General features: G+C 50.1%; 23 protein-coding genes and 2 pseudogenes. 14 read left to right on the forward strand and 11 right to left on the reverse strand.

Annotated elements, in window-relative coordinates; all coding sequences use genetic code 11:
- Positions 1-587 precede the first annotated feature (587 nt).
- The 3 genes from NL324_RS01530 (at position 588) to NL324_RS01540 (ending at position 2,804) form a co-directional block, all read left to right on the forward strand.
- Positions 588-887 carry a transposase gene (locus NL324_RS01530; RefSeq protein ID WP_253305847.1) on the forward strand — a complete coding sequence of 100 codons (300 nt, stop codon included), beginning with the start codon at positions 588-590 and terminating at the stop codon, positions 885-887.
- Positions 815-1,753 (forward strand): IS3 family transposase, encoded by a 939-nt coding sequence (locus NL324_RS01535; protein ID WP_253307079.1) that lies wholly within the window; start codon positions 815-817, stop codon positions 1,751-1,753. The genes NL324_RS01530 and NL324_RS01535 overlap by 73 nt, the downstream gene beginning before the upstream one ends.
- 103 nt (positions 1,754-1,856) lie before the next feature.
- Positions 1,857-2,804: an aKG-HExxH-type peptide beta-hydroxylase gene (locus NL324_RS01540; RefSeq protein ID WP_253306047.1), complete on the forward strand. Its 948-nt coding sequence runs from the start codon at positions 1,857-1,859 to the stop codon at positions 2,802-2,804.
- A 181-nt stretch (positions 2,805-2,985) separates the two neighbouring features.
- Here NL324_RS01540 and NL324_RS01545 read toward each other — a convergent pair whose 3' ends face one another.
- From NL324_RS01545 to NL324_RS01555, 3 genes and pseudogenes are all read right to left on the reverse strand, one after another.
- A complete protein-coding gene (locus NL324_RS01545) occupies positions 2,986-6,036 on the reverse strand; it encodes an efflux RND transporter permease subunit (protein WP_253306048.1) in 3,051 nt (1,016 codons plus the stop codon).
- 14 nt (positions 6,037-6,050) lie between these two features.
- Positions 6,051-6,647 (reverse strand): efflux RND transporter periplasmic adaptor subunit, encoded by a 597-nt coding sequence (locus NL324_RS01550; RefSeq protein ID WP_253306049.1) that lies wholly within the window; start codon positions 6,645-6,647, stop codon positions 6,051-6,053.
- A gap of 40 nt (positions 6,648-6,687) precedes the next feature.
- A pseudogene (locus NL324_RS01555) lies at positions 6,688-7,853 on the reverse strand (IS3 family transposase).
- Positions 7,854-7,955: 102 nt separating this feature from the next.
- On the opposite strand from NL324_RS01555, the gene NL324_RS01565 reads away from it, so the two are divergent.
- Positions 7,956-8,654 (forward strand): 3'-5' exonuclease, encoded by a 699-nt coding sequence (locus NL324_RS01565; protein WP_253306050.1) that lies wholly within the window; start codon positions 7,956-7,958, stop codon positions 8,652-8,654.
- A gap of 104 nt (positions 8,655-8,758) precedes the next feature.
- Here the strand turns inward: NL324_RS01565 and NL324_RS01570 are convergent, their stop codons facing one another.
- Both NL324_RS01570 and NL324_RS01575 read right to left on the reverse strand, forming a co-directional pair.
- Positions 8,759-10,672, reverse strand: coding sequence for an ankyrin repeat domain-containing protein (locus NL324_RS01570; RefSeq protein WP_253306051.1), 1,914 nt, complete (start codon positions 10,670-10,672; stop codon positions 8,759-8,761).
- An 8-nt stretch (positions 10,673-10,680) separates the two neighbouring features.
- On the reverse strand, positions 10,681-12,603 hold the full coding sequence (locus NL324_RS01575) for a hypothetical protein (RefSeq protein ID WP_253306052.1): 1,923 nt from the start codon (positions 12,601-12,603) through the stop codon (positions 10,681-10,683).
- A gap of 274 nt (positions 12,604-12,877) precedes the next feature.
- Here NL324_RS01575 and NL324_RS01580 point away from each other — a divergent pair, with 274 nt between their 5' ends.
- Positions 12,878-13,807 (forward strand): hypothetical protein, encoded by a 930-nt coding sequence (locus NL324_RS01580; protein WP_253306053.1) that lies wholly within the window; start codon positions 12,878-12,880, stop codon positions 13,805-13,807.
- A gap of 21 nt (positions 13,808-13,828) precedes the next feature.
- Here NL324_RS01580 and rhlB read toward each other — a convergent pair whose 3' ends face one another.
- Positions 13,829-15,079 (reverse strand): ATP-dependent RNA helicase RhlB, encoded by a 1,251-nt coding sequence (gene rhlB / locus NL324_RS01585; RefSeq protein ID WP_301282745.1) that lies wholly within the window; start codon positions 15,077-15,079, stop codon positions 13,829-13,831.
- A 128-nt stretch (positions 15,080-15,207) separates the two neighbouring features.
- On the opposite strand from rhlB, the gene trxA reads away from it, so the two are divergent.
- The 3 genes from trxA to rho all read left to right on the forward strand — a co-directional run bounded on the left by trxA (position 15,208) and on the right by rho (position 17,459).
- Positions 15,208-15,537 (forward strand): thioredoxin TrxA, encoded by a 330-nt coding sequence (trxA, locus tag NL324_RS01590; RefSeq protein ID WP_253306054.1) that lies wholly within the window; start codon positions 15,208-15,210, stop codon positions 15,535-15,537.
- Between the two features lie 207 nt (positions 15,538-15,744).
- The gene (locus tag NL324_RS01595) at positions 15,745-15,957 is read left to right on the forward strand and encodes a hypothetical protein (RefSeq protein ID WP_253306055.1); all 213 of its coding nucleotides are present in this window, start codon (positions 15,745-15,747) and stop codon (positions 15,955-15,957) included.
- Between the two features lie 233 nt (positions 15,958-16,190).
- Positions 16,191-17,459 (forward strand): transcription termination factor Rho, encoded by a 1,269-nt coding sequence (gene rho / locus NL324_RS01600; RefSeq protein ID WP_253306056.1) that lies wholly within the window; start codon positions 16,191-16,193, stop codon positions 17,457-17,459.
- 27 nt (positions 17,460-17,486) lie between these two features.
- Here the strand turns inward: rho and trmA are convergent, their stop codons facing one another.
- On the reverse strand, positions 17,487-18,590 hold the full coding sequence (gene trmA / locus NL324_RS01605) for a tRNA (uridine(54)-C5)-methyltransferase TrmA (protein ID WP_253306057.1): 1,104 nt from the start codon (positions 18,588-18,590) through the stop codon (positions 17,487-17,489).
- Positions 18,587-19,567, reverse strand: coding sequence for a TDT family transporter (locus NL324_RS01610; protein WP_436298252.1), 981 nt, complete (start codon positions 19,565-19,567; stop codon positions 18,587-18,589). Before NL324_RS01610 ends, trmA begins: the two co-directional genes overlap by 4 nt.
- A 319-nt stretch (positions 19,568-19,886) precedes the next feature.
- Between NL324_RS01610 and NL324_RS01615 the strand changes: the two genes are divergently transcribed.
- Both NL324_RS01615 and NL324_RS01620 read left to right on the forward strand, forming a co-directional pair.
- Positions 19,887-20,237: a type II toxin-antitoxin system RelE/ParE family toxin gene (locus tag NL324_RS01615; RefSeq protein WP_253306058.1), complete on the forward strand. Its 351-nt coding sequence runs from the start codon at positions 19,887-19,889 to the stop codon at positions 20,235-20,237.
- Positions 20,234-20,533 carry a helix-turn-helix domain-containing protein gene (locus NL324_RS01620; protein WP_253306059.1) on the forward strand — a complete coding sequence of 100 codons (300 nt, stop codon included), beginning with the start codon at positions 20,234-20,236 and terminating at the stop codon, positions 20,531-20,533. Before NL324_RS01615 ends, NL324_RS01620 begins: the two co-directional genes overlap by 4 nt.
- Positions 20,534-20,654: 121 nt before the next feature.
- Here NL324_RS01620 and NL324_RS01625 read toward each other — a convergent pair.
- The 3 genes and pseudogenes from NL324_RS01625 to def all read right to left on the reverse strand — a co-directional run bounded on the left by NL324_RS01625 (position 20,655) and on the right by def (position 23,401).
- Positions 20,655-21,820, reverse strand: a pseudogene (locus tag NL324_RS01625) (IS3 family transposase).
- A 106-nt stretch (positions 21,821-21,926) separates the two neighbouring features.
- Entirely contained in the window at positions 21,927-22,877 is a 951-nt protein-coding gene (gene fmt, locus NL324_RS01635; RefSeq protein ID WP_253306060.1) for a methionyl-tRNA formyltransferase, read from the reverse strand.
- Positions 22,877-23,401: a peptide deformylase gene (gene def / locus NL324_RS01640; protein ID WP_253306061.1), complete on the reverse strand. Its 525-nt coding sequence runs from the start codon at positions 23,399-23,401 to the stop codon at positions 22,877-22,879. Before def ends, fmt begins: the two co-directional genes overlap by 1 nt.
- Positions 23,402-23,548: 147 nt before the next feature.
- Here def and dprA point away from each other — a divergent pair, with 147 nt between their 5' ends.
- Genes dprA through aroE form a run of 4 tightly spaced genes read left to right on the forward strand, consistent with a single transcriptional unit; the run spans position 23,549 to position 26,565 of the window.
- On the forward strand, positions 23,549-24,682 hold the full coding sequence (gene dprA / locus NL324_RS01645) for a DNA-processing protein DprA (protein ID WP_253306062.1): 1,134 nt from the start codon (positions 23,549-23,551) through the stop codon (positions 24,680-24,682).
- A complete protein-coding gene (locus tag NL324_RS01650) occupies positions 24,654-25,127 on the forward strand; it encodes a DUF494 family protein (protein WP_253306063.1) in 474 nt (157 codons plus the stop codon). Before dprA ends, NL324_RS01650 begins: the two co-directional genes overlap by 29 nt.
- Positions 25,128-25,149: 22 nt before the next feature.
- Positions 25,150-25,740: an L-threonylcarbamoyladenylate synthase type 1 TsaC gene (tsaC, locus tag NL324_RS01655; RefSeq protein WP_253306064.1), complete on the forward strand. Its 591-nt coding sequence runs from the start codon at positions 25,150-25,152 to the stop codon at positions 25,738-25,740.
- Between the two features lie 9 nt (positions 25,741-25,749).
- Positions 25,750-26,565, forward strand: coding sequence for a shikimate dehydrogenase (gene aroE / locus NL324_RS01660; RefSeq protein ID WP_253306065.1), 816 nt, complete (start codon positions 25,750-25,752; stop codon positions 26,563-26,565).
- Positions 26,566-26,567: the final 2 nt, after the last annotated feature.

Genomic DNA, 26,567 nt, shown 5'->3' on the forward strand with positions numbered 1-26,567 from the left:
GGCTTGACGAAGGCCTCTGCAGCTTCCCAGCAAGCCCCTTGTCATCTCTAAAACGGGTTAAGCGCATGGGACTGCTCACCGATATCCAGGCGGTTTGTCTTGATTAAAAAATATTGATTGACTGTTGATACTACGTTATAAAGAAGTTGATGCCTCGCATCATGTCAGTATAATCTCAGACAGAGGAGTTACTAATATGAACAATATTGAACTGTCTCAATTATTCATCCCGAAAGGACAACTCTACACCACTGTTCGGCCCGTCTAGTTTAAAAAATAGTAGCTTACTATTGAAACGTTAGTATACCTCAGTCGATGCCATTCATACTTCAGTATGCTCCTAGATAGCGGAGCTCTTAAGATGGATGGTATCGCACTGTCTGCGTTGTTTACCCAGAAAGGACATTGGTACACAGCGGCTGTTCTTATCGATAAAAAATAGTTAGCTTTAATCTTTCAAATAATTTTGATGTGAGAGATGCGTATTCCGATGTATCCGAACACCTATTCTGATCTTGCTACCCTTTAACGGACACAACGAAGAGGAACAAAGCGTATAATTTTTTGTTACTTTTTGAGGTGAAGTTATGAATCAAGGGGAATCAAGGAGCTATGATAAGGAATTCAAGCTGAATGCGGTAAAGCTGTATCACAGCACTGGTAAAACGCTCTGTCAATTGAGCGAGGAATTGGGAGTTCCCAAGAGTACATTGGCAGGGTGGGTCCATCAGCATAACAAGGATGGTGCAGAGGCTTTCCCGGGCAAAGGATACCTGAAAGCGTCTGATGCTGAGCTCAGTCAATTGCGGAAAGAATTGGCGATAGCACGCGAAGAGAGGGATATCCTAAAAAAAGCCTTGGGCATCTTCTCAGTGGCCCGCAAGTAAAATACCAGTTTATGCAAAAGCATGCTGGGGAATTCAGCGTAGAGAGGATGTCCAACGTGTTAGGTGTATCCCGCAGTGGCTATTATCAGTTTATCAAGGCTGAGCCATCCAAGCGCTATTGTGAGGATGAGCGTTTAATATCTGAAATTAAAGAGGTTTATACCATAAGCAACCAAATTTACGGTAGCCCACGTATCCATGCTGAGTTACGAGCTAGAGGTGAGCGCTGTTCACGCAAACGGGTTTGTCGGCTAATGAAAGCAGCCCATATTGCGGCTAAGATGAAAAAACGATTTAAGGTAACCACAATAGTCGATCCAAAGGCCGCAGTGGCGCCTAATTTACTCAAGCAGAAGTTCACAGCCACTCGCCCTGATCAATACTGGGCAGCAGATATTACCTATATTCCGACCCAAGAGGGATGGTTGTATGTTGCTATCGTACTGGACCTGTTCTCTCGTAGTATCGTGGGGATGGATATGCAAGCTCACATGACCACCGAGTTAGTAGCCGCAGCATTACGCCAGGCAATAACACGGAGGAAGCCTGCTGCAGGTCTCATCCACCACTCCGACCGAGGCAGCCAGTATACCAGCAAAGGATTCAAGGCTGTATCGGCGCATCACCAGATAACGCTTAGCATGAGTAGTACGGGCAATTGTTATGACAATGCAGTAGCAGAGAGTTTTTTCCATACCTTAAAAACAGAGCACACCCACTTTGAACGTTTTGAGAGCAGAGAACAAGCCAAATTGAGCATTTTTGAATACGTAGAAGTGTTTTATAACCGACAGAGACGGCACTCAACGCTAGGCTATCTGTCTCCTGTAAATTTTGAAAAAAATTGGTTATCCCAGGTCGCTTAAGGTTTCTCTTCTCTGTGTCTAAAAAAAGGTGGCAAGATCAGAATCAGTGTTCGGATATGATCGGAACCAGCAAGAGATTGATTTTTTTAAAAGGGGGCGTGTTATGATGGATGCTATAGAAAAAAATAAACTGTTTTTTGAAGAAGAGGTTTATAACTCTTTAAGGTATCTATCTGAAGCATTGGGTGTTTCTTTTATAGAAAAATTAAAAATAAATTTTAACTGGAAAGTTTTTGCAAACTATTTTTTGTGTGTTGATGCCCTAAAAGAAAAAAACCAAAAAAAGGTGAAGTATTATTTAACAAATGCATTGAAGCACTGTTCTGATCAGCCTGGTAATCAGATAAAGCGTCAAGAACCGGCAGTGTTAATACTGAATGATTTGACGATATCAAATGAAACGGGAAAAATACTAAAAGCTATCTATGATAAGCCTGATAATGCTGTCAATGACGATGGTATTTATGCTTTTGGTCCATTCCTGGGCGATGAAATGGCGGAAATAAAAAAAATAAGTCAAGCTCTAAAAGTTATGAAAGCTCTCTCGGATTATTTTTATAAATTCGTCATCTCCTTGATAAATCAGATTGTCTTAGTGGGTCTTACCGATAGAGGTAGTATAAAATCGTCTTCAGCAATCAAAACGTTAGGTTGTATTATCCTGTGTCCAAATACAAAAACACAAAAAAGCACAATCAATCAATATATTGAAGATTTAATTCATGAATCATCACACTGTGAACTGTTTTTAGAGCAAGCAAAAGATCAGCTAGTGAATAATCCAGCAGAAGATTTATACGCGGCTCCCTTTAGGGAAGATAAGCGGCCAATGGCAGGAATCTATCATGCAAATTATGTTCTTGGAAACATTGTTACTTATTTTTCTCAAGCTGTAAAATTATCGACTGGCGATCATTTAAAGAGTAACCATTATTTCTTAAAAAGAGCATTGAGCAGCTATTTGGAAACCTACAATATAGTAGAAAAACAGGGAGATCTCACCCAAAGAGGCTATGAGTTATTCAGGGGGATGAGAGAAAAAGTGGCTTAGATAAAAGAAGATTTTAGGTTTTTTTAATCCAATGATCGGTATTTTTTGCAGCGGGGTGTATTGACTAGTGTGTCAGGAGCGTCATCAAAACAGGGAGGTTTTCAGAGGCTGGTTAGAGCGGTTACCGGTCGTTACGGTGGGCAACGGACGGTAGTTTTCTTGTCCCACTACCGATTAGCCCCTACTCTTCTATAAACTGTGGCAGTGGTCGATGCTGACTGGCCAGTAGGATATAGATCACCGGCAGAATAAACAGCGTAAATAGCGTTCCTAGGCTCAGGCCGGCCACCATGACCAGACCGATGCTAAAGCGTGCGGCGGCACCGGCACCGGTGGAAAATAGTAGCGGAATGGATCCGGCCACCATCGCAGCCGTAGTCATGACGATCGGTCGTAACCGCAGTTTAGCCGCCAACAATACCGCCGACTGGCGATCTAATCCTTGCTCTAATTGAGCGGTTTTGGCCACTTCAGCCATTAAAATTCCGTGTTTACTGATAAGACCGACTAAAGTGATCAGGCCGATCTGTGAGTAGATATTCAAGGTGGCGGCCCCCCAGGCCATGGCAATCAGTGCACCAGACAGGGCCAGCGGCACCGCCACTAAAATAACCAGAGGATCCCGTAGCGATTCAAACTGCATCGCTAAGACCAAATAGATCACCAGTAGTGCCATGATAAAAGCTAAGTACAGCACCTGCCCTTCGCTAATAAACTGGCGCGCTTCACCGGTAAAATCATAGCGGTACCCTTGAGGTAGTTGCTGAGTGGCGGTTGACTTGAACCAATCAATCGCCTCACCCATGGCCAGGCCCGGTGCTAAGACGACACTGATGGTCGCTGCATTCAATTGGTTAAAGTGGGACAGCGCCCGTGGTTTTCCCACCACCCGGCTGCTGATCAGCGTGCTCAGCGGTAGAGCACGGCCATCTGCTGCCCGTACAAAGTAGTGCTGGAGGACGCTGGGATCTAGGCGCTGTTGGCGTTCTACTTGGACGATTACTTCATAGGATTGGCCATCCAGCTCCACCCGGTTCAAAGCGCCATCGGTCACGAGGGTGGCTAGCGTTTGCCCAATCGCTTGCAGCGTCACACCGTAGGCCGCCGCCTTGTCTTTATCAATACTCATCTCTATCGTGGCGGCATCATAGTGCAGATCCAGCTGTGAGTAGGCAAATTGGCGGTTCTCTTGCACCTTAGCCAAAAATTCTTGCGCCACTTGATGCAAATTTTCAAACGGTAGCGCGGTCGTCATGACAAACTGTAGCGGCAGTCCCAGTGAACTGCCTGGTAATTCTGGCCGTTGAAACACGGTGATGGCGATCCCAGGAATCGACTGCAATAAAGGGGTAATCCGTGCAATGAGCGCTTTTTGCGAGGTGGTGCGCTCACTCCAAGGGGTCATGGCACCAAGGCCAAACGCTTGATGCGCGGAGGGCATCCCTGAAAAGAGCTGTGAAAAGGCAATCTCCGGTTGTTGTTTGAGAATGGTATTGACCTGTTGCATGGTCTGTTGAATAAACTCTAAATTGGCTGTAGCGGGGGCCGTCCCTATCAGCATCACCATGCCTCTATCTTCAGCTGGGGCGAGTTCTTGTGGAATAAAGTGGGCTAACAGCGGTAGCGATAGCAGGATGGCTAGTGCAAAAGAGAGCACCACGGGACGGTGTGCCAGGGTCGCTTGTAACGCTCGTTCATAACCCTCAGCTAATCCCTGCAGGAGCTGCTGTATCTGCTGTTCAAAGACTGTCGGTTGGTGCAGCGTTAGCAAGTGAGCACACATCATCGGTGATAGCGTGAGTGCCACTAGCCCGGAGATCAAGACGGCACCAGAGAGGGTTAAGGCGAACTCCTGAAATAGAGCACCTGTTAAACCACCGATAAAGGCGATAGGGGCATACACGGCTGCTAGGGTGACGGTCATGGTGATCACCGGCAGCGCAATTTCCCGGGTACCGATCACCGCGGCTCTAAACGGGGATTGGCCAGCTTGAATATGCCGTTCAATATTCTCTAGGACCACAATAGCATCATCAACCACCAAGCCGATCGCTAGTACCATGGCCAGCAAGGTTAATAAATTAATGGAGAAGCCACACAGCTGCATCAGCAGTAGCACCCCCAGTAGGGATAGTGGAATAGTGATGACCGGGATCAATACCGCCCGCCAGCGGCCTAAGAATAGCAAGATCACTACCAAAACAATCACCGAGGCTTCTAGTAGGGTTTTGATCACCTGCGCAATGGCAGCATCGATGGCGGTGGTAGCATCATAGAGCAGGGTCATGTTGATGGCGGGCAACAGGGTACGCTCTAACGTGGGCAGCAGCTGCCGAATTTCATGTGCAACGGTGATTGGATTGGCATTCGGCTCGCCATCGAGCCCAATAATCACCGCCTCTTGGCCATTGGCTGAGACCCGATAGCGATCATGACTCTGCTCCAAGGTCACTTCTGCCACCTCTTGCAGGCGCACTAGCGCTCCTTGTGGTGCTGCGATCACCAGGGCCTTTAGCTCTTCAAGCGTGCGTACCTGTGTTTCGGCGCTACTATAGTAGCGAATAAAGTACCCGATCCACTGCCCGGTGGCCGATTGATAATTATTCGCCTGTAGTTGCGCAACCACCTGATCGAGCGTCACCCCTAACGCTCCCAGTTTTTGTGGATCGATCCACACCCGCAGGGCATATTGCTGTCCGCCAAAAATCCCCACTTTAGCGATCCCATTCACTGCTAACAGTTGTGGACGAATGACCCGTTGCAAATAGTCGGTGATCTGGCTGGAGTTCAAGGCACTACTAGTAAACCCTAAGTAGAGAATCGAAGTAGCATCGCTGCTAGAGCGCTCTAGCGTGGGATCTTCTGCGGCCTTAGGCAGCTGAGAGCGGACGCTATTGATCTGTGATAACACCTCAGCGAGTGCGGCATCGGCATTACTGTTGAGCAGCATATGCACCGTGATCACAGACATGCCAGGTTGGCTTTTCGAGGTGATATAGTCCACATTGTTGGCGTTGGCAATCGCCTGTTCTAATGGGGCGGTAATCGAGCCTTGGATCAAATCGGCGCTAGCCCCGTAGTAACTGGTGGTGACCGTGATCAACGTCTGCGTCAGTTGTGGATACTCCCGCACCGGCATTGTATAAAAGGCCTGTAACCCTAACAGGGCCAGCAAAAGCATGAGGGCACTGGCCAGAACCGGACGGCGGATAAATTGATCACACCACTGCATGGCCCACGCTCCTATTAGAGTTTCGGTAACGATTCGAGGGGTGAGGGGGCTGAATCACGCGCTACAACGGTGACACGACTGCCATGACTTAAGCGCACTTGACCAGAGGTGACTACGGCGTCACCAGGCTGTAGCCCTTCCAGCACTTGGACGATAGCCCCTTGACGCTCTCCTAGCTTGAGGGTGATTTGACGTACCCGCAGCACCCCAGCTTCATCGGTGGTCAGCACATAGACGGTATCGCCATAGAGCGTAAAGGTGATGGCGGTTTGCGGTAACACCAGGTTTTGGGAGGGTTGAGGGGTGGGAATCGTAATCCGCGACAGCATCCCAGCGCGCAAGAGACCCGCTTCATTAGCAATATCCGCCTGTAGTTGTAGCAATCCACTGAGGGGGGTGATCTGCGGTTCCAGGGCGGTAATCATCCCTTGGAAGGTGTGCGAGGGGAGCGCGTCTACCCGTAGGGTCACGGGCTGCTGGACTTGGAGCTGAGTGATAGCGGTTTGTGGCAGCGTGAAGTGCACGCGCATCGCCGAGAGATCCTGCACACTGACAATCGGCGTACCAGGTGGCAAGTATTGACCCAACTGGATCTGATTTAACCCCACCACTGATCTTGCCACCTTTTTTTAGACACAGAGAAGAGAAACCTTAAGCGACCTGGGATAACCAATTTTTTTCAAAATTTACAGGAGACAGATAGCCTAGCGTTGAGTGCCGTCTCTGTCGGTTATAAAACACTTCTACGTATTCAAAAATGCTCAATTTGGCTTGTTCTCTGCTCTCAAAACGTTCAAAGTGGGTGTGCTCTGTTTTTAAGGTATGGAAAAAACTCTCTGCTACTGCATTGTCATAACAATTGCCCGTACTACTCATGCTAAGCGTTATCTGGTGATGCGCCGATACAGCCTTGAATCCTTTGCTGGTATACTGGCTGCCTCGGTCGGAGTGGTGGATGAGACCTGCAGCAGGCTTCCTCCGTGTTATTGCCTGGCGTAATGCTGCGGCTACTAACTCGGTGGTCATGTGAGCTTGCATATCCATCCCCACGATACTACGAGAGAACAGGTCCAGTACGATAGCAACATACAACCATCCCTCTTGGGTCGGAATATAGGTAATATCTGCTGCCCAGTATTGATCAGGGCGAGTGGCTGTGAACTTCTGCTTGAGTAAATTAGGCGCCACTGCGGCCTTTGGATCGACTATTGTGGTTACCTTAAATCGTTTTTTCATCTTAGCCGCAATATGGGCTGCTTTCATTAGCCGACAAACCCGTTTGCGTGAACAGCGCTCACCTCTAGCTCGTAACTCAGCATGGATACGTGGGCTACCGTAAATTTGGTTGCTTATGGTATAAACCTCTTTAATTTCAGATATTAAACGCTCATCCTCACAATAGCGCTTGGATGGCTCAGCCTTGATAAACTGATAATAGCCACTGCGGGATACACCTAACACGTTGGACATCCTCTCTACGCTGAATTCCCCAGCATGCTTTTGCATAAACTGGTATTTTACTTGCGGGCCACTGAGAAGATGCCCAAGGCTTTTTTTAGGATATCCCTCTCTTCGCGTGCTATCGCCAATTCTTTCCGCAATTGACTGAGCTCAGCATCAGACGCTTTCAGGTATCCTTTGCCCGGGAAAGCCTCTGCACCATCCTTGTTATGCTGATGGACCCACCCTGCCAATGTACTCTTGGGAACTCCCAATTCCTCGCTCAATTGACAGAGCGTTTTACCAGTGCTGTGATACAGCTTTACCGCATTCAGCTTGAATTCCTTATCATAGCTCCTTGATTCCCCTTGATTCATAACTTCACCTCAAAAAGTAACAAAAAATTATACGCTTTGTTCCTCTTCGTTGTGTCCGTTAAAGGGTAGCAAGATCAGTTCAGGGCCAGTAGTGAGTTGGGATTGGAGCAGCAGCTGCCGGAGCGCTGCTTGATGCGGCTACGCACCTTTACACGCACCATGCGTCAGCTGGCGCAGCAGTTGGCTACCCAGCCGCTAGAGACGCTCAATCAGCTGGTAGCGACGCTCGGTTATGCAAGCTGGCTACGAGAGAGTGCGGCCAGTCCACAAACCGCGCAACTGCGCTTAAACAACATTCAGGAGCTGTTTCATTGGATCACCACGCTGCTGATGGGTGATGAGAGTCGAGAGGCGCTGTCGGTGGTGGAGATCATTCGTCGTTTTACCCTACACGATCAGCTCGATCGCCAGGAGAGTGAGGAGGGTCGTGATGCGGTGCAGCTGATGACGCTGCACACTGCCAAAGGGCTAGAGTTTCCTTATGTCTATCTGGTCGGCATGGAGGAGGGGATGCTGCCACATCAAAACAGTCTTGATCAAGAGACGATTGAAGAGGAGCGGCGACTGGCTTATGTGGGGATCACCCGCGCCCAACGTGAATTGACCTGTAGCCACTGCCAGACGCGCCGACGGCAGGGTGAAACACACTCTCCAGCCCCTAGCCGTTTTCTCTTAGAGTTACCCGCGGGTGATCTCCACTGGCCCGCCCGGGCCACCCCGGCCAGCCCCGAGGAGCGGATGGATAAAGCAAAAGATCACATTGCTAACCTACGGGCGCGCTTTGGGTTTTCTGCTGGATAAAAGATCAATAGAGAGGTTGAGGATGATCGACTCTCCCAACCGACAGCTTAGGAATCATCACCCACCGTCACACCGCCACCGTGGTCGCCCCAAGCAGCTATCGATCAATCACTACTGCCTTTTGGAATGATGGGATTGGTAACTGTCTTGATCGAACGGTTAGTGGTCTCTGTGCGCAAGAACCCTGACCGGTCGTCTGATGACTTATAAGCGGCCACCGCCTGTGTAACACGGGGCGGCGGTGAGGGGGTCCTGTCGTTGGTGCTCAGACTATCATAACTAGCGTCACGCTTGGGCTTGGGCGATTGGGGGCTAGTCACCTGCTGCTCTTCTGGCTGCTTTTTGAAGAGGCTTTTAAACAGCTTGCCAACTGAACCACTGGTGGTTGTCGCCGTATGCGACAGCACTAGCTGGTCATCTGACGAGGGATGAGCATTCGTCACCGGTGGCTCCGGCACGGGCAGTGGAGAGGGTGCTGTTAGGGGCAGCGGTGTGGGGTGTTTATTTAAATACGCTTCTGAGAGGAATTTTTCTTTAATCAACAAAGTTTGTTGTTTATTGTCAAACTTAGCATACTTTTCCGGCAGGGTGGCCAACAGCAGAATGGCCAGGGTTTGCGTATCAGCATTATTCAGCGCCATCCAGTGGTGCAGCCGTTGCCGCCAACCAGGCCTATCACCCTCCTGAAGCCGCTGCCGTAGCTCAAATAGTTTGACGCGTTCTGGCGTTAATTCTTCAGATTCTCCTGTTGAGGCTAACTGATAGGCCTGGCTGAGATCAACGGTATACCCTTTGCTATCTACAGAATCAGCCATAGTGACAAAATCATAGCTTTGATTAACCATATGGGTAGCTTCATGGATCAAAGTTACTACTAAAGAAACCAGATTGTTTTTTTTTGCCGTTGGATTAAGATAGATTGTATTTTTATCATAGAAATGCCAACCATTGTCATATGATATTTCATTTGAGAAATGGATCACTTGATTGACTTGTTGCTGCTGGATAATGTTAGCCAGATAACCCACAATAGCCTGCAGTTTCTTCTGAAATTCAAGTTGAGTATTCTCACCCCAACACCCGAACAAATTGTATGGCCAGGTCTCTTCTAAGGAGTTTTGTCTCTCAAGTTTTGATAGCCTAGGGAGTGCTTGGCAGCAAGTTGTATAAGCTAGCCGGCAAATAACCTCCCGCAAGGGATTCAGTTGTTCAAAATCAGCCACGACTATCGGATTTTTTAATTTTTTAGATAGCTTATTAACTCTGCTGTTAAAGGTTGTTTTATCAATAAGAAATTGCCACGCTGTAGGCAGTGGCTGACTCATTGGTACGCTCTCCCCGGGTGTCGTAGTGGGCGGTTGTTGCAGAACGGCGAATATTTCCTGAGCTACCGGGGTAACGTACGGGTATAACTTCTGCTCTGCCAGATCTAATGGCGTGTCGCCTTGACTATTTTTTAACTTCAATAGTTGATCAATCTTTTCTGGAGTGATCCCTTCCAGGATTACTTTAACGACAGCGGGTTTCTGCAACTCCACGGCTAAATGTAGCAGTGTGCTCCCTCGTGAAAAGCGTAGGCTACGTGCGGCTTCTAATTTTAGGTAGTCTGTTATAACCTGAACATTATTTTTTTCAACCAATTGCAGCATCTCTGTTGAGTCAAACAGTTTTTCCAAGGTACACATACCAGCGAGCAACTCTTTATACCAATCCCCAGCAGTTTCTCCCTGCTGGTTTTGGGTAGTCACCACGGCACCCTGTTGGATCAAAAACTCGATTAATCCTAAATTGTGCTGAGCCACTGCATAGTGTAGCGGGGTATTGCCTTGCGCATCGGTCCGGTTTAGCAGCGCTGGGTACTTTGTTAACGTGGATTCAACGGCCTTTTTATCCCCGTGATGGACGGCTTCTAATAACTTTGAATACTCTTCGTTTAACAACTTCAGGGACTGTTCATCAGCTACTGACTGCTGCTGGCCAGACACACTCGCTTTATGGATAGAATTTATAAAATACATTAATACAGTCAGCCATCGTTGTTGAATGAATGATCACGTGCTGGATGAGGCAGCAGCAGTGAGGTGGTCACCACCTCACAGGGTGGACCAGCGGGGGGCTCAAGTACTCCAGACGCTGTGGGGCCAGCAGCTGCCAGGCTATGTATCAGCCGATCGAAATCAGCCATATGCTCAGAGAATTCATGCCAAAGATCTCTAATCACACAGTCTTGCTCGGTCAAGCTCAGCTTAACGTATTGAGCTACTTCAGCAGAGACTAAACAAAAAAGTTGCCCAGGCACCGCCCCAAACTCCTCCAAACACGCCTGTTTAAGTTCAGGCAAGCATTCAGACAGGCGGATAAAGAGGCTCTCAGCCTCGCAAAACTCCCACTCTGAGCCGGAGGTAGTTTGACGTGGTCCAAAGAACTTCCGAAAATGGTCTTTAGCAGCCCCTTGATCAAATATCAGTGCCTCATTCATCAGTTGATCAGCTATCACAGCGGGGTAGATGAAGTTTAAAGGCTGCTCGGCCGGGGAGTGCTCTACGCTTGGGTCCTGCCTCATAGGCTCTGCTGCCGGGGAAACTGGGGTCATTTGCTCGCTATCGGCCGCGGAACTCTTCGAGGATTGGAGCTCTGTTAACCTATGCTGGCTGACATCAATGGCTTTTTCATCCTGTTTTCTAACAATCAGTTTATTAGCTCGAGACTCTTTTCTGACAAAATAGGCTTTGTCACTAAATAATGCAGCATATTTTCTGAGCGGCTCGGTTACTGGTAAAGGCTCTCTAACAATAAGTGTATAATGTACATTGTCCTCTCTATCATCAGCCGGTAACTGCTCCTCACGGGTCGCATTATCGGTTATAAAAGCTGTTTTTTCAGGCTTTAAGTGCATTTTAATAGCGGAATAGCTTAAGCTTGAGGGCTGCCTCATCCGCAATTCTGCAGCTGCAACCGGGGTAAAAAGTTCGCTGTGCTGTTTTATAATTGGTACTAACAATTTAACAGGCTTGATTAATAAACCCTTACCAGCCGCTCGTGATAAAAGGGGTGTTTTCATAGCATGACGTCTAGGTTGATGACTGCCTGATAAACCAAGGCGCTCTCTTTTCGAAGAGCCAATGCTTTTGCGGGATAATCGATTTTTATCAGGTCGATAGAATTTTTTGACAAAACAAGACTTTTTCTTAAACGGTTCAGTGGTTTTTCTTAACTGCTTCATTCTTCTTGAATGCCTTATAAAAACAACTTCATAAGGTACACTGTTTTCTCTATTACCAGCAGGTGCCTGCTCTTCTCTGCTCGCATTATCGGCTACAACCGCTAGCGTGAGCTCTTTTAAACTCCCTACTTTACGAACTGATCGACCAGAAGGCGGTAAGCCTGGGAGCGACGGCTCGTTCTGTGTCCGCGGTTGTTCCGGGGGCTGCTCCGGTGGTGGCTTTGACGGTGGCCAGTGAGGCATAACGATGGTTAATGGCGGACTCAAGAATGCGAGGGGCAGTCGTAGAGGTCTGGTTGTGAGCTCCGGGGGTGGCTCACAGGGCTTAGTCCTCGACAGCACCACCCCCCAGCTGCTTGGCTGGAGTGCCCAGGAGTGACGATAGACCGCGTCAACCGTGGGTGGCGTGGCGGGCCTGGGCAGCCGAATGGTGACTAGATCTGAAATTTTTGGTAGCTGCTGTAGACCGAAGAACTGGGGAGCGTCAACACTGTTGACCGTGACCTCCCACAGCGGTCTGCCTCGTGCTGGCGTTGGCAGCGATCTCTCCGGCTCAGACTCTGCTGCCGGCAGGCCTGAAGTCGCCGGCCGGATCGCTGCTAAGGCTTGCTGGGTTGTCGATAGCCGAGCAAGACGCTGTCGTAGTGAGCGCTTGCGATTTTTCAACCGCTTCTTCTTATGCCGCTTCCTTGGGCTTTTTTTAGGGACTCCGGTACTCTTTTTCATACGTTGTTGTCGCTCTTCCCCTTTGTCAGCTGCGGCGGTTTAAAAACACCCGCACCCTCCCAAGCCGTCACGCGCTACTGCCAGCCTCTGACTTTCAGGATAAGTAGGCTACTCCCCCCTGAATATTAAAAATAGGTTACAAAATTTTACAGCAGAGGCTGTCATACTGACCGAACTGAGCCCATTGGGTATTCGTGAGCCCGCTTTGACAACCATCAACATTAGAACTAGTAGTTAGTGTTAGTAGTTTGAAACAGTTCAGAGGAGTGATCTCATGATCCACTACAGCCACTTGAGCCATTGGCTCAGGACTCCGACTGCCATCAGGCAGGCCGTCAACCCTTATGACTGGATTGCTGAGTTATCACAAGTATTAGTTCAGGAGCGCTGGTGTCGAACGGGAGAGTCGATTTGCAACGGCGATATCGCTAGCACTATTATGCAGGGAATTGATTTGAGCCTTTTTAAAGAGCCCTCATTGAATGCCGTGATAGCCGTACTCGACAAATATGCCGAGGCTCCGGGCTCCTTAAGTGATGAGGCCAAGCGTCAAGTGATCAGGTATTGTGCTGGTCTGCAGCAGGGTTCTAATCATAGTCCAGCATTGATGGCCGAGGAGGGTCAACCGATGAAAGTTAGCGTGCTGAATAGCAGCGGGGTTTTAAATTCGTCCTCTCCTGCGCAACACCACAGGATTACTGAAGTCAGCACAACCACGGGGACAACAAACCGTAGTGCCTATCCTAGGCCCAGTACCCCAACGGCCTCCTGTCTGATAGCGAGCTCCAACCGATCCACCCCGCTAGCTTACCACGGGAGAGTCTCAGCAGCCGAACCACCGCCCGTTGTGGACACTGCTAGCGGTTCGGTAGGGTTCTCCTGTGCACCGGTTCACCAACCGATTCTCTTTGGCGCCTGGCCGGTTCCCCATCGCTTTCGTAGAAACAGGGCTGCCTTGCCGGCCATTCCTGAGAGGAGCCTACCGGTATCAGAGGGGCCAAAAGAGACGCCAAACTGGTTAAGGCAGACCGCCCAATTAGTCGCCCAGATGAGCTGTCAGTCGATCACCAGCGAACAGGTGATCACTGCGCTGGATAGCGTGGTAGGCTGTCGCCTGACAGAGGCGGGAGATCGCCAGACCCCGGTGGCTCCAGACACTAGGTTCCAGGTGGACGACTCACCGCTCTTGATCAGCCGCCGTTGATAGCCCACAACACCGGCAGCACTATCGAGCGGCGCTGCCTGGCGGGCTCACCCGGCGCCGAGGGCGGCGTTGGTGAGGCTTAGCTGGATCGGGCAGGTGACGGAGTAAAGCCTGGGGATCATATTGGCTGACTGGCAGTGAGTGGCCGATAAAGGACTCAATGGCCGGTAGGTTGACCGCATAGTTCTCACAAGCAAAGCTAATCGCCTGCCCAGAGGCCCCGATGCGCCCGGTTCGGCCAATCCGGTGCACATACTCCTCATAATCATCGGGTAGATCATAGTTAAAAACATGCGTGACTTCTGGAATATGCAGTCCACGCGCCGCCACGTCGGTGGCCACTAAGATATCTAACTGCCCTTGCGTAAATTGTGACAAAATTTTCAACCGCTTCGCCTGGGGCACATCACCGGTCAATAGGCCAACCCGGTGCCTATCGGCTAACAGGTAGCGGTGCAGCTGTTCACAACTCTGTTTGGTGTTGGCAAACACGATGCAGCGTTCGGGCCACTCCTCTTCAATCAAGGTCTGTAATAGGGCTCTTTTGTCATCTTGTGCTGGATAAAAGAGCTCCTCTTGTACAGCTTTCCCTAAGTGCTGCTCTGGCAGGACAATAATCTGCTGCGGGCAGTGCGCTTGTTCAAAAGCCAACTCATGCACCCGGGCCGTGAGGGTGGCTGAGAACAGCAAATTCCGCCGCTGCTTCGCTGCTGGCATGCGGCGCAGCAGTGTACGAATATCTTTGATAAAACTCACATCGCATAAACGATCAGCTTCATCTAACACTAATACTTGAAGCAGTTCAAAGTTGATCACCTGCTGCCTCAAGTAGTCCACCAGGCGTCCTGGGGTACCAATCAGGATTTCAACGCCGGCCGTGAGCGTTTTCAGCTGCTTGTCATAGCTTTCACCCCCATAGGCCAACCCCAGTCGTAAACCGCTCGCCTCAGCAAAGGGTTGCGCATTGCTATGGATCTGTACCGCCAGCTCACGTGTTGGGGCCAATATCAGCGCCCGTGGTTGGTTCAGTTGGCGATCAGGGAGATCAGGCTGGACCAACAGCTGATGAAAGGTCGCCAATAGAAAAGCTAAGGTTTTCCCAGTGCCTGTTTGCGCTTGCCCCAGAATATCTTGACCAGACACCATCAGTGGCAGTGCTAAGGCTTGGATTGGCGTACAATAGTCAAAACCTAAGCGCTCAAGAGGCTGTAACAGCCTAGGGTGTAGCGCGAAGTCGGTAAATCTTTCAGTGGTTAAATGTGTTTTATTCATGATGTGCTAGGTGCTAAAGTCATCCGGTTGTGCTTGATTTAGGGTGGTTTCTCAATTCAAATAGTGCAGCCCGTCGAGAACATCCCCTCACTGTTGAATCGTCAACTATAAACTGCTGGAGTAAAAATATGAACGATAATCTAGTTCAGCTGACCGATGCTACGTTTGATAGCCTGGTTTTACACAACCAATCCTTACCCATATTGGTCGATTTTTGGGCAGAGTGGTGTGGTCCCTGTAAAGCTTTGTCACCTATTTTAGAGGCGTTAGCTGATGAGTACCAAGGTCGCGTGATTGTGGCAAAATTAAATATTGATGAAAACCCCGTCACCGCGCCGAAGTATCATATCCGCAGCATTCCAACCCTGCTATTATTCAAACAGGGAGCCGTGGTGGCTACTCAGGTGGGCGGACTATCCACAAAAGAGCTAGGTGATTTTTTAAAAAAACATCTATAATCGTAGCAGTCCAAGCAGCAGCCATGATACTGTTGGTCGCGTACCGGGGTCTAATATTGCTTCTAGACAGGTTAGCGGGCTGGTGATATGCTGGCCGAAAAGCAGGTGGGCCCTTAGGCTTGAACCAGGGCTGCCCGCCGTCGTTGGTCTTTGATCGCTGACTGGGGGCTGCCTTTGCAACGTCTTCAAGCTCTCTTCTGATCACCCATGATAAGACATTTCCAGGGTAAAGCCACTGGGCAGAGCACTGTGATGATGGTCGTTGAATCAGACTTGCCGGTTATTCTGGTCTACTGCTGGCAGCTGAAGAGCAGGCTGGCTGGCTGGCGACTAGCTGACTGTCAGCGGGGTGCAGGGTCCACACCCTGTCATGCTGAGAAGCGAGCCAATCTATTGATTCAATCAGAAAGAAAGGGTTAGTCGTCCACTGCTGAGTGTGATCACTTAAGATGGCTCACAGAGTGTCTCATAAGAGGTGGGAGTAGTTTGCAGCAGAAGCACAGTGCCTCACTAACCTGATAAACCTATCGGCGTTTTCCTAACGGAGTCTTTTCTATTTTTACGTCCTCGACCTGTTGTCCTAGTAACTCATTTATCCGCTGCGAACTGTCAGCATTACCCTTTTCTTTTATTCAGTATTAAGAACTTACTGTATGAATTTAACCGAACTAAAAACAAAACCCGTTGCTGAACTGATTAAGTTAGCAGAATCTATTGGATTAGAAAACTTAGCCAGAACGCGCAAGCAAGATATGATCTTCACTATCCTGAAGCAGCATGCAAAGAGTGGTGAAGACATCTTTGGCGATGGGGTTCTAGAAATCTTACAAGATGGTTTTGGCTTTTTACGCTCAGCCGACTGCTCCTACCTGGCTGGGCCTGATGATATCTATGTCTCTCCGAGTCAGATCCGCCGCTTTAATCTCCGGACTGGCGATACGATTTCAGGGACTATTCGGCCACCCAAAGAGGTCGAACGCTATTTTGCCTTATTAAAGGTTGACCAAGTCAATTACGATAAGCCAGAAAATGTCCGTAATAAAATTCTCTTTGAAAATTTAACCCCCCTGCACCCTAACGTCCGTTTACGTATGGAACGGGGTAATGGCTCGACAGAAGATATCACTGCCAGAGTGTTAGATCTGGCAGCCCCAATTGGTAAAGGACAACGCGGCTTAATCGTTGCACCGCCGAAAGCGGGTAAAACAATCTTAATGCAGAATATCGCTCTCAGCATCGCGCATAACCATCCAGACTGTGAATTGATCATGCTATTGATTGATGAGCGCCCTGAAGAGGTGACCGAAATGAAGCGCTTAGTCAAAGGGGAGGTCGTGGCCTCTACCTTTGATGAGCCGGCAACCCGGCATATTCAAGTGGCAGAAATGGTCATCGAACAGGCCAAGCGTTTGGTTGAGCATAAAAAAGATGTGGTGATTCTTTTAGATTCGATGACCCGTTTAGCCCGCGCTTACAACACCGTGGTGCCTGCCTCCGGCAAGGTGCTTACCGGTGGGGTTGATGCGAACGCGCTGCACCGCCCCAAACGCTTTTTTGGCGCTGCCCGCAATGTCGAAGAGGGGGGGAGTTTAACCATCATTGCTAGCGCCCTGGTGGAGACCGGCTCCAAGATGGATGAGGTTATCTACGAAGAGTTTAAAGGAACTGGTAATTTAGAGCTGCACTTGTCACGAAAAATTGCTGAAAAACGGGTATTCCCCGCCATTGACTATAATCGTTCAGGAACCCGTCGTGAAGAGCTCCTGACCACCCCAGATGAACTGCAAAAGATGTGGATATTGCGTAAAATCTTGCACTCTATGGGAGAGATAGAGACCATGGAGTTTTTAATTAAGCAGTTATCGAGCTCCAAAACCAATGAAGATTTTTTCGATATGATGAAACGCTCCAAGGCCGTTTGATCACTTTTCCTGTGAAAAACCGCACCATTAGCGACGTTGTAGTAGCACACCGCACTCGCTATGGTCCGTATAAGGGAACTGATCAAACAGGGCACACTGGGCAATCGCATGGGTTTGAGATAACCGGGAGAGATTATCCCCCAGGGTCTTGGGGTTGCAGGAGAAGTAAAGAATCTGATCATAGTGTTGGATCCAGCGCAAGGTCGCTGCATCTAAGCCGCAGCGGGGTGGATCTACTAAGACGGTTTGACAGTGAAAATCACTTAAAGTGATCGCTGCTAAGCGTCGAAAAGTTCTTTCTCTGTGGAGCGCCTGCCTGAGTTCAGAGGCGGAAAGTCGTACAACCTGCACATTCTCAATATGATTAAACGTCAGATTGTGCTGCGCCGCCTGTACCGCTGCTTTAACCACTTCTGTGGCTAATACCTGTCGAAAATGCTGGGCTAACGGCAGGGTAAAGTTACCGCTACCGCAGTAGAGTTCCAACAGATCACCCGTAGAGCCCCTCAGTCTATCGCAGGCCCAACTCAACATCTGGCAGTTTACCTGAGCATTGGGTTGGGTAAAAGTTCCCTCAATTTGTCGGTAGTGGAACTGCCGCCCCTGGATGGAGAGCACCTCATCGATAAAGGGGTGATCGACACTGATACACTGCTTTAGAGCACGACCCACTATTTGCAAAGTAATCCCCAGCGCTTGCTGCACCCGATCACGTAGCTGTCGTGCTAGCTCACGCCAGTTTGCTGTTAAGGGGCGATGGTAGAGTAACGTAACCAATCCGGCGCCACTTAAACTAGAGAGATAATCAATCCGAAACAGCTTGTAGCGCAGCTCTGGGGTGATCCGTAAGCCACGCATGATTTCCGGCATCAAACGGTTAATCAGTTGGCTGGCCGCTGGAAAGTGATCGATCCGAAACCAGGATCGATTGGTCGGATTAAACATCACCTGATAGAGATCAGCCCCCTCATGCCAGATGCGAAACTCAACCCGCTGTCGGTAATGACTGACCGGTGAGGCGAAGCATGCTACAGGAGGCGCTTGGTAAGCAGCCAGTAAGGTTTGCAACCGCTGGCGCTTCGCCGCCAACAGCTGGGGATAGTGTTCAATGGGAAGGTGCAGCGGGGTCATGGCACTCCTTGATGATTGCCTGACTGGTGGGGCCTGCTGCTCCAATAATAGTGTAGGTAGCGCAGTGAGACATAGGTGATGATCAGCGTAGCAATGACAATCTCCATAGTTGCCATCCAGTACACTTGGTCAGCATAATCCTGAGCGAGTTCGTACTGGCTCAGCAGGGCGGATAACTTGTACAGTGCGGTGGCGCCAATCGCCATCGGAAAGGTAAAGGCAGCATAAGCTGGGCTGAAGGGCAACTGTAACAGACGAAAAAATGCGCAGTAAGTGACCACGGTCATCAGCACAGCAATGCCCAATAGCAATGAACAGAGCAGCAGCGAAGGTACGGAGACCACACTCAGGTAGCCTGCCAATACCAGGCTTGCAGGGGCCGCCAGAATGGCAATAGTCGGTTTGGCGCTATCAGGCACTTCATGAAAGAATAGCAAGCGATAGATCATGAGCGGTAACAGAATCAGACAACTTAACATACCGAAGGTCAGTAACACCAGGGACAACGGGATAAACTGTGCTCCAGGTACTGTGAGAGCCGCAACAACAATCCCAACAGGTGGAACGAACCAACTGGGTACCATCTGGTGCATAGAGAACGCCTGGGCACGATGATAGCAGAAGCTTATCAAGGCAGTGATATGGCTTATCACTGCAGTCAACCAGAGGATCTGAGCTGCTACGGGATGAAAAAGTCCCACGGTTTTCGAGATCACCATTGTCGCCATGGCAAAGGTGGGGAGGATACTGCCGACGACGGGATGTTGCAGATCCTGGAGCAGGCTATCGGGATGTCGTGTAAATTTGGCGATCAGCGCTGACAGCAAGCTGGCCGCGATGACCGCCCCGGTGATCTGCCCCCAACCCTGCAGGGGTAGCGCATTCTCTAGGTACCAGCCCAGACTCGCAATGCCCAGTGCGAGGCTAGCCAGCGGTGTTGGCAGGGTTCGCAGCCTAAGAGATAGGGTATTGAACAGAGCGGCGCCTCCCCAATAGTTTTGTGAGGTTTGAGTATAAATATAAAGAGGTGAGCTTGCCAAGGGTACTCTTAGATCTCATAGAATCTCCGCAAGGAAAAGCACAATTTCAGTAGTGGAAGGAGGTGAATAGTGTTTTGCTGCTCTTTTTTTCGTCTCCATCACTCTATGCTCTCATAGGGAAACAGGGGAATCTCCGGAAAACCCGAGGCGATTCATGACCAAGTGGTGAGAGTAGATTATGAAGTAACAAAAACTTGAATAATAATCTGTAGCTTATATAATGGAGCTATCAGCTATGATTGATGAGGACTGAATTTTGTGGACCGTAGTGTTAACCCCACGATTTTATGCCTGGTTACACGAACAGGAAAATGGGATGCAAGAAAAGGTACTGGCAAATCTGACCAACCTTGAAACGTATGGTCCGAAACTGTCACGTCCCTATGCAGATACCGTGAAAGGTTCCAGGCACAAAAACATGAAGGAGCTACGCGTACAGTATTCAGGCAGCCCAATACGTGCATTTTTTGCTTTCGACCATGAAAGACAGGCTATCGTACTCTGTGCTGGTTACAAAAGTAATAACAAGCGATTTTATGAGACGATGCTCCGCATTGCGGACGAAGAATTTACTGCTCATTTATCCGGGATGGAGGGAAAAAAATGAAAACATTACGCGATGTTATCGCAGCCTATCCGCCAGAAAGTCAGGCACGTATCAAAGCAATGGCTGATGAAATGGTTCTGGAAACGGGATTACATTTGATGCGGGAAGCATTACAGCTATCGCAAAAATCCCTGGCGGAATCGATGGGTATCAGTCAGCCGGCCATCGCTCAGATTGAACAACGAGGCAATGACGTTAAGCTGGCAACGCTTAAGCGTTATATTGAGGCAATGGGCGGTAAGCTAAGTCTGACCGTCGAACTGCCCGAAGGGGGCGGACGGGTATTTCATATCTAAGCACGCTTGTTCTCGGTGTTTATCAGATACCGTCTTGCTGATAATGCCAGTGCTATTTTTGTAGCAAAAGGTATACTCGATTGATCTTGCCACCTTTTTTTAGACACAGAGAAGAGAAACCTTAAGCGACCTGGGATAACCAATTTTTTTCAAAATTTACAGGAGACAGATAGCCTAGCGTTGAGTGCCGTCTCTGTCGGTTATAAAACACTTCTACGTATTCAAAAATGCTCAATTTGGCTTGTTCTCTGCTCTCAAAACGTTCAAAGTGGGTGTGCTCTGTTTTTAAGGTATGGAAAAAACTCTCTGCTACTGCATTGTCATAACAATTGCCCGTACTACTCATGCTAAGCGTTATCTGGTGATGCGCCGATACAGCCTTGAATCCTTTGCTGGTATACTGGCTGCCTCGGTCGGAGTGGTGGATGAGACCTGCAGCAGGCTTCCTCCGTGTTATTGCCTGGCGTAATGCTGCGGCTACTAACTCGGTGGTCATGTGAGCTTGCATATCCATCCCCACGATACTACGAGAGAACAGGTCCAGTACGATAGCAACATACAACCATCCCTCTTGGGTCGGAATATAGGTAATATCTGCTGCCCAGTATTGATCAGGGCGAGTGGCTGTGAACTTCTGCTTGAGTAAATTAGGCGCCACTGCGGCCTTTGGATCGACTATTGTGGTTACCTTAAATCGTTTTTTCATCTTAGCCGCAATATGGGCTGCTTTCATTAGCCGACAAACCCGTTTGCGTGAACAGCGCTCACCTCTAGCTCGTAACTCAGCATGGATACGTGGGCTACCGTAAATTTGGTTGCTTATGGTATAAACCTCTTTAATTTCAGATATTAAACGCTCATCCTCACAATAGCGCTTGGATGGCTCAGCCTTGATAAACTGATAATAGCCACTGCGGGATACACCTAACACGTTGGACATCCTCTCTACGCTGAATTCCCCAGCATGCTTTTGCATAAACTGGTATTTTACTTGCGGGCCACTGAGAAGATGCCCAAGGCTTTTTTTAGGATATCCCTCTCTTCGCGTGCTATCGCCAATTCTTTCCGCAATTGACTGAGCTCAGCATCAGACGCTTTCAGGTATCCTTTGCCCGGGAAAGCCTCTGCACCATCCTTGTTATGCTGATGGACCCACCCTGCCAATGTACTCTTGGGAACTCCCAATTCCTCGCTCAATTGACAGAGCGTTTTACCAGTGCTGTGATACAGCTTTACCGCATTCAGCTTGAATTCCTTATCATAGCTCCTTGATTCCCCTTGATTCATAACTTCACCTCAAAAAGTAACAAAAAATTATACGCTTTGTTCCTCTTCGTTGTGTCCGTTAAAGGGTAGCAAGATCACGATTTCGGCACGCCAAACGCGGACGGCGTTACGCCACCTGCGATCCTACGGTAAACCAATGGCGATGGGCATTGAACAGGTCGTGTGCTGATATCGGTCGCTTGCCAGCCAATTGGAGCCGCTGTAGCAGTAAACTTCCCTCGGCAGTGGCCACCTGAATACCTCGTGGATCAACCGCTATAATCGTTTTAGGTGCCGCCACAACGCGGTGCGAGAGTGCTTCGGCTTGCCATACGGTAATACGCTGTCCAGCGACTTCACAGTAAGCGAGCGGCCAGGGATTGAAGGCTCGTACCGCACGGGCTAGCGCTACAGCGGGGCGGTGCCAATCCAAGGCTCCCTCCTGTTTACTGATCTTCTCCGCATAGGTGATCCCAGCCTGCTCCTGCGGTTGTGCTACCACTTGGCCCTGAGCCAGCAACGGTAAGAGCTCTACCAGCGCGGAGGCGCCCAAGGTCGCTAACTGTTGTAGTAGGGAGGCACTCGTCGTTTGCGCCGTGATGGGGCAGCTGATCTGCTGGAGGATGGGCCCGCTATCTAAACCCGCCTCCATCTGCATGAGGGTGATCCCCGAACAAACATCACCCGCCAAGATCGCCCGTTGGATGGGCGCAGCGCCACGCCAGCGGGGCAGCAACGAGGCGTGCACATTAATACACCCCAAACGTGGCAGGGTTAGTATAGCCGAGGGTAGAATCAAGCCATAAGCGACGACGACCATCAGATCGGCTTGAAGCGTGGCCAGTTGTTGCTGTAGTGTGGCCGATCGTAGGGTGGGGGGTTGCCTCAGCGGTAGGCCATACTGAAGTGCTAATTGCTTGACTGGACTGGCGCTTAGCTGTTTTCCGCGACCGGAGGCTCGATCGGGTTGTGTTAATACGCCTACCAGCTGATGTCCAGCGGTGCACAGTGCTGCCAGGTGCTGTGCTGCAAACTCAGGCGTTCCAGCAAAAATAATGCGTAATGATGAGGCGCTCATCACCGCTCCTGGGTGACTAGTGCGGCCTGCTGTTTGGCCATTTTTGTGAACCGCTGGTGTAAGCGTTGGCGCTTCAGCGAAGAGAGATAGTCGATAAACAACGTGCCATTCAAATGATCGATCTCATGCTGCAAGCAGATAGCCAATAAACCTTCTGCTTGCAATTCAAAAGGGCACCCCTGCGCATTGAATGCACGCACGGTGATCTGTGAAGCACGGGGCACTAGCGCCCGAACATCGGGAACGGAGAGACAGCCTTCACGGATGCTGGTGCTTCCCGATTGCGTGATGAGGCGCGGATTAATAAAGACTTGCGGTTGCTCCTGCGAGTCACTCAGATCGATGACCACGATCTGCTGGTGAAGATTAACCTGGGTGGCGGCCAGACCAATCCCTGACTCCGCATACATCGTATCCAACAGATCCTGTACAATGGTCCGCGTCGCGTGGTTGATCTCAGCAACAGCTGCTGCTTTGATCCGTAGGCGCTTATCAGGAAACCGTAGTAGGGGTAAAACTGCCATAGAACTCTCTTGGGTTTATATCAAAAAATTCATTGAGAATCAGAATAGGGAGAATAGTTCTCATTTTATAGATTTTCCAATTTTTTAGATACTCTGATCCGTGTAGAGTGTCCGCTGACGGCTTCAGAATGATGAGGTTAAAATAGCGTGGAGGGTGATGAATTTTGGTTGCGCTTAGCCTTAATCCCTGGCTTAGGCGCTGCAAAACTCCGAGCAGTGGTGGGCCGTTTAGGCCCTTTCCAAGGTGCTGAGGTTGCACAGCTCCACGCCGTGGGGTTATCCAGAGAGCAATGCCAAGCTTTCTTGAACCCTAACCGCCAGCGGTTAACCGAAGCAGAGCGCTGGCTAGCCGCTCCACAGCACCGGCTGTTAACGTGCCATCACCCGGAGTATCCTGAAGCGCTTCGCAGCTTACAGGACGCGCCGCCGCTGCTGTTTATCGCTGGCGACGTTGCGCTGCTCAATGCGCCACAATGTGCCCTGGTAGGCAGCCGCCAGGCGACCACTTATGGGATCCACTGGGGGGATTATTTTGCCCACCAACTAGCGGCTAGTGGTCTGGTCATCACCAGTGGCTTAGCCGTCGGCATCGATGGCATTGGTCATCGCGCGGTGCTGGCGGAGGGCGGCAAAACAGTGGCGGTATTGGGTAATGGACTGCAAACGCCTTATCCCCGTTGTCATCAGGGTTTAGCAGAACGTATAATAGCCTCTGGTGGCCTATTGGTTTCTGAGTATTTACCAGACACCCCCCCTCTCCCCGGACATTTTCCGCAGCGGAATCGGCTGATTAGCGGGTTAAGTCTTGGGGTTTTGGTCGTTGAAGCATCACTGCGGAGTGGTTCACTGATTACAGCCCGTCATGCGTTAGAACAAGGACGTGAGGTTTTTGCCCTACCGGGACACTTAGACAGTGAAAATAGTCAAGGGTGTCACCAATTAATTCGGCAAGGTGCTTGGTTGGTATCACAGCCCTCCGAACTGTTAGAAGTGCTCAATAGCTCCTTACACTGGTTACCGTTAACGGTTCCAGAGCCACCTTTAGCACCACCCATGGCTGTAGCGAGCAGTGCAGCACCACCCTGTTTGGATCTCTTAGATAAGGTGGATAATAAAACAACCCCGATTGACGTCGTCGCCGAGCGGGCTGGTCAACCACTCCCAGAGGTCGTCAAACAATTGATTGAGCTGGAGTTAGCAGGATGGATCACCGCTGTCCCCGGCGGCTATGTCCAGCGTAAGAGGACAAGCCATGTTCGACGTCTTGATGTACCTATTTGAAACCTATATTCATAGCGAAATAGAGGTGGCTATCGATCAAGATAAACTCACTGAGGAGCTGGCTTACGCTGGTTTTCAGCGAGAAGATATTGATAAAGCGCTGCAGTGGATGGAGCGACTGGCGACGTTACAAAATAGTGATACCGTGCCCTATTTATTCGCCGCGGCCCCGCAAACCATGCGACTGTATAATCAGGAAGAGTTGCGGAAGCTCACAGCGGACTGTCGCGGGTTTCTGCTATTTTTAGAACAGATGCATATTTTAAATTCACAAACACGCGAAATGGTCATCGATCGGGTGATGGCGCTGGAAGATTCGATGCTCTCACTAGAAGATTTAAAGTGGGTCGTTCTCATGGTCCTCCTCAATGTTCCGGGAAACCAATCGGCCTATCAGCAGCTGGAAACCCTGCTGTTTGAGACTCAGGACCGTCAAGTGCACTGAAGAGGGACCATGGAATACTGTGATGATCGCTAGGGAGATCCCAGCACTAGCGCCGCAATCCCAGCTAACCATTATCGTAGCAGCGCTGCGGGCAGCACAAGTCGTTGCCTATCCGACTGAGGCGGTGTTTGGTTTAGGGTGTGATCCAGATAGTCAACTGGCGGTCGCTAAACTCATGGCTTTAAAACAGCGTTCCCAGACGCAGGGGTTGATACTGGTGGCCGCTGACTATCAGCAACTCAGATCCTATGTGGATGATAGCCGATTGTCGGATGAGGTAAAACAGCGCCTATGGGCGAGTTGGCCAGGCCCGATCAACTGGGTATTGCCGGTCTCGGCAACCACCCCTGCCTGGCTGACTGGGTCTTTTAATACCCTAGCGGTACGGGTATCAGCCCATCCCATTGTGCGCCAGTTGTGCCAAGCGTTTGGTAAACCGATCACCTCGACCAGTGCTAACCGCAGTGGTTTACCGCCTTGCCGCTCTCTTGAAGCCCTCCAGGCACAATTAGGTCATCAGCTGCCCGTGCTGCCTGGAGCCGTCGGGCCGCAAGTCGCCCCCTGTGAAATCCGGGACGCCTTAACCAATCGCTGTCTACGCCCTGGGGGATAGTCATCACGGATGGATCGTTACGCGCTATTTGGCCAGGCGGTGAGCCAGTCACTGTCGCCGAGAATTCATCAACGCTTTGCTGAGCAGACACAGCAGTCATTAACCTATACAGCACAGTCGGTGGCGCCTGAACTCTTTCCACAGGTGCTAGAGTCCTTTTTTGCCACAGGGGGTCAAGGGGCTAACATTACAGCCCCCTTTAAAACGGTCGCAGCGCGCTATGTGGATCAATTAACCCCCGCCGCACAACTGGGCGCGGTGAACACCGTGCTACCGCTTGGTGATGGCCGTTTATTAGGGGATAATGGCGATGGCATTGGCCTGGTTAAAGATCTGCAACGCCAGCAGCTACTGCTGCCTGGGGCCCGTATTTTATTGATTGGTGCTGGCGGTGCGGCCCGGGGTATCTTGTTACCGCTATTAGCGACCCAACCGGCTGAAGTCGTGCTGCTCAATCGCACGCTGGCGACAGCGGCGCAGTTAGCTGCAGAGTGTACCAAGCTTGGCCCTGTAAAGATCGCACAACCACAACGCCTGCACCACGGTGTCTTTGATCTGGTGATTCAGGCAACCAGTGCCCGTAGCCTCGACGCCTTGCACCCTTGGTTAGCCTCACTACGCTGGGAGGCAGCCGCTTGTTATGATCTCAATTATCAGCCCAACACAACCCCTTTTTTACAGTGGGCTCGTCAGCAGGGCGCTAGCCGCCTTTCGGATGGTCTGGGCATGTTAGTGGAGCAGGCGGCCTATGCCTTTCAGTGTTGGCGGCAGGTGCTCCCCTCGGTTGAGGCGCTGCTGCACACCCTGCGGCGTGAGCTGGCATGAGT

The sequence above is a fragment of the unidentified bacterial endosymbiont genome (genome assembly GCF_918320885.1).
Lineage (GTDB): Bacteria > Pseudomonadota > Gammaproteobacteria > Enterobacterales.

Coding starts and splice junctions, on each gene's coding strand:
- NL324_RS01530 (WP_253305847.1), top strand. CDS start 588: ATGAATCAAGGGGAATCAAGGAGCTATGATAAGGAATTCAAGCTGAAT.
- NL324_RS01540 (WP_253306047.1), top strand. CDS start 1,857: ATGATGGATGCTATAGAAAAAAATAAACTGTTTTTTGAAGAAGAGGTT.
- NL324_RS01545 (WP_253306048.1), bottom strand. CDS start 6,036: ATGCAGTGGTGTGATCAATTTATCCGCCGTCCGGTTCTGGCCAGTGCC.
- NL324_RS01570 (WP_253306051.1), bottom strand. CDS start 10,672: ATGTATTTTATAAATTCTATCCATAAAGCGAGTGTGTCTGGCCAGCAG.
- NL324_RS01575 (WP_253306052.1), bottom strand. CDS start 12,603: ATGAAAAAGAGTACCGGAGTCCCTAAAAAAAGCCCAAGGAAGCGGCAT.
- NL324_RS01580 (WP_253306053.1), top strand. CDS start 12,878: ATGATCCACTACAGCCACTTGAGCCATTGGCTCAGGACTCCGACTGCC.
- rhlB (WP_301282745.1), bottom strand. CDS start 15,079: ATGAATAAAACACATTTAACCACTGAAAGATTTACCGACTTCGCGCTA.
- trxA (WP_253306054.1), top strand. CDS start 15,208: ATGAACGATAATCTAGTTCAGCTGACCGATGCTACGTTTGATAGCCTG.
- NL324_RS01595 (WP_253306055.1), top strand. CDS start 15,745: ATGATAAGACATTTCCAGGGTAAAGCCACTGGGCAGAGCACTGTGATG.
- rho (WP_253306056.1), top strand. CDS start 16,191: ATGAATTTAACCGAACTAAAAACAAAACCCGTTGCTGAACTGATTAAG.
- trmA (WP_253306057.1), bottom strand. CDS start 18,590: ATGACCCCGCTGCACCTTCCCATTGAACACTATCCCCAGCTGTTGGCG.
- NL324_RS01620 (WP_253306059.1), top strand. CDS start 20,234: ATGAAAACATTACGCGATGTTATCGCAGCCTATCCGCCAGAAAGTCAG.
- fmt (WP_253306060.1), bottom strand. CDS start 22,877: ATGAGCGCCTCATCATTACGCATTATTTTTGCTGGAACGCCTGAGTTT.
- def (WP_253306061.1), bottom strand. CDS start 23,401: ATGGCAGTTTTACCCCTACTACGGTTTCCTGATAAGCGCCTACGGATC.
- NL324_RS01650 (WP_253306063.1), top strand. CDS start 24,654: ATGTTCGACGTCTTGATGTACCTATTTGAAACCTATATTCATAGCGAA.
- tsaC (WP_253306064.1), top strand. CDS start 25,150: ATGATCGCTAGGGAGATCCCAGCACTAGCGCCGCAATCCCAGCTAACC.
- aroE (WP_253306065.1), top strand. CDS start 25,750: ATGGATCGTTACGCGCTATTTGGCCAGGCGGTGAGCCAGTCACTGTCG.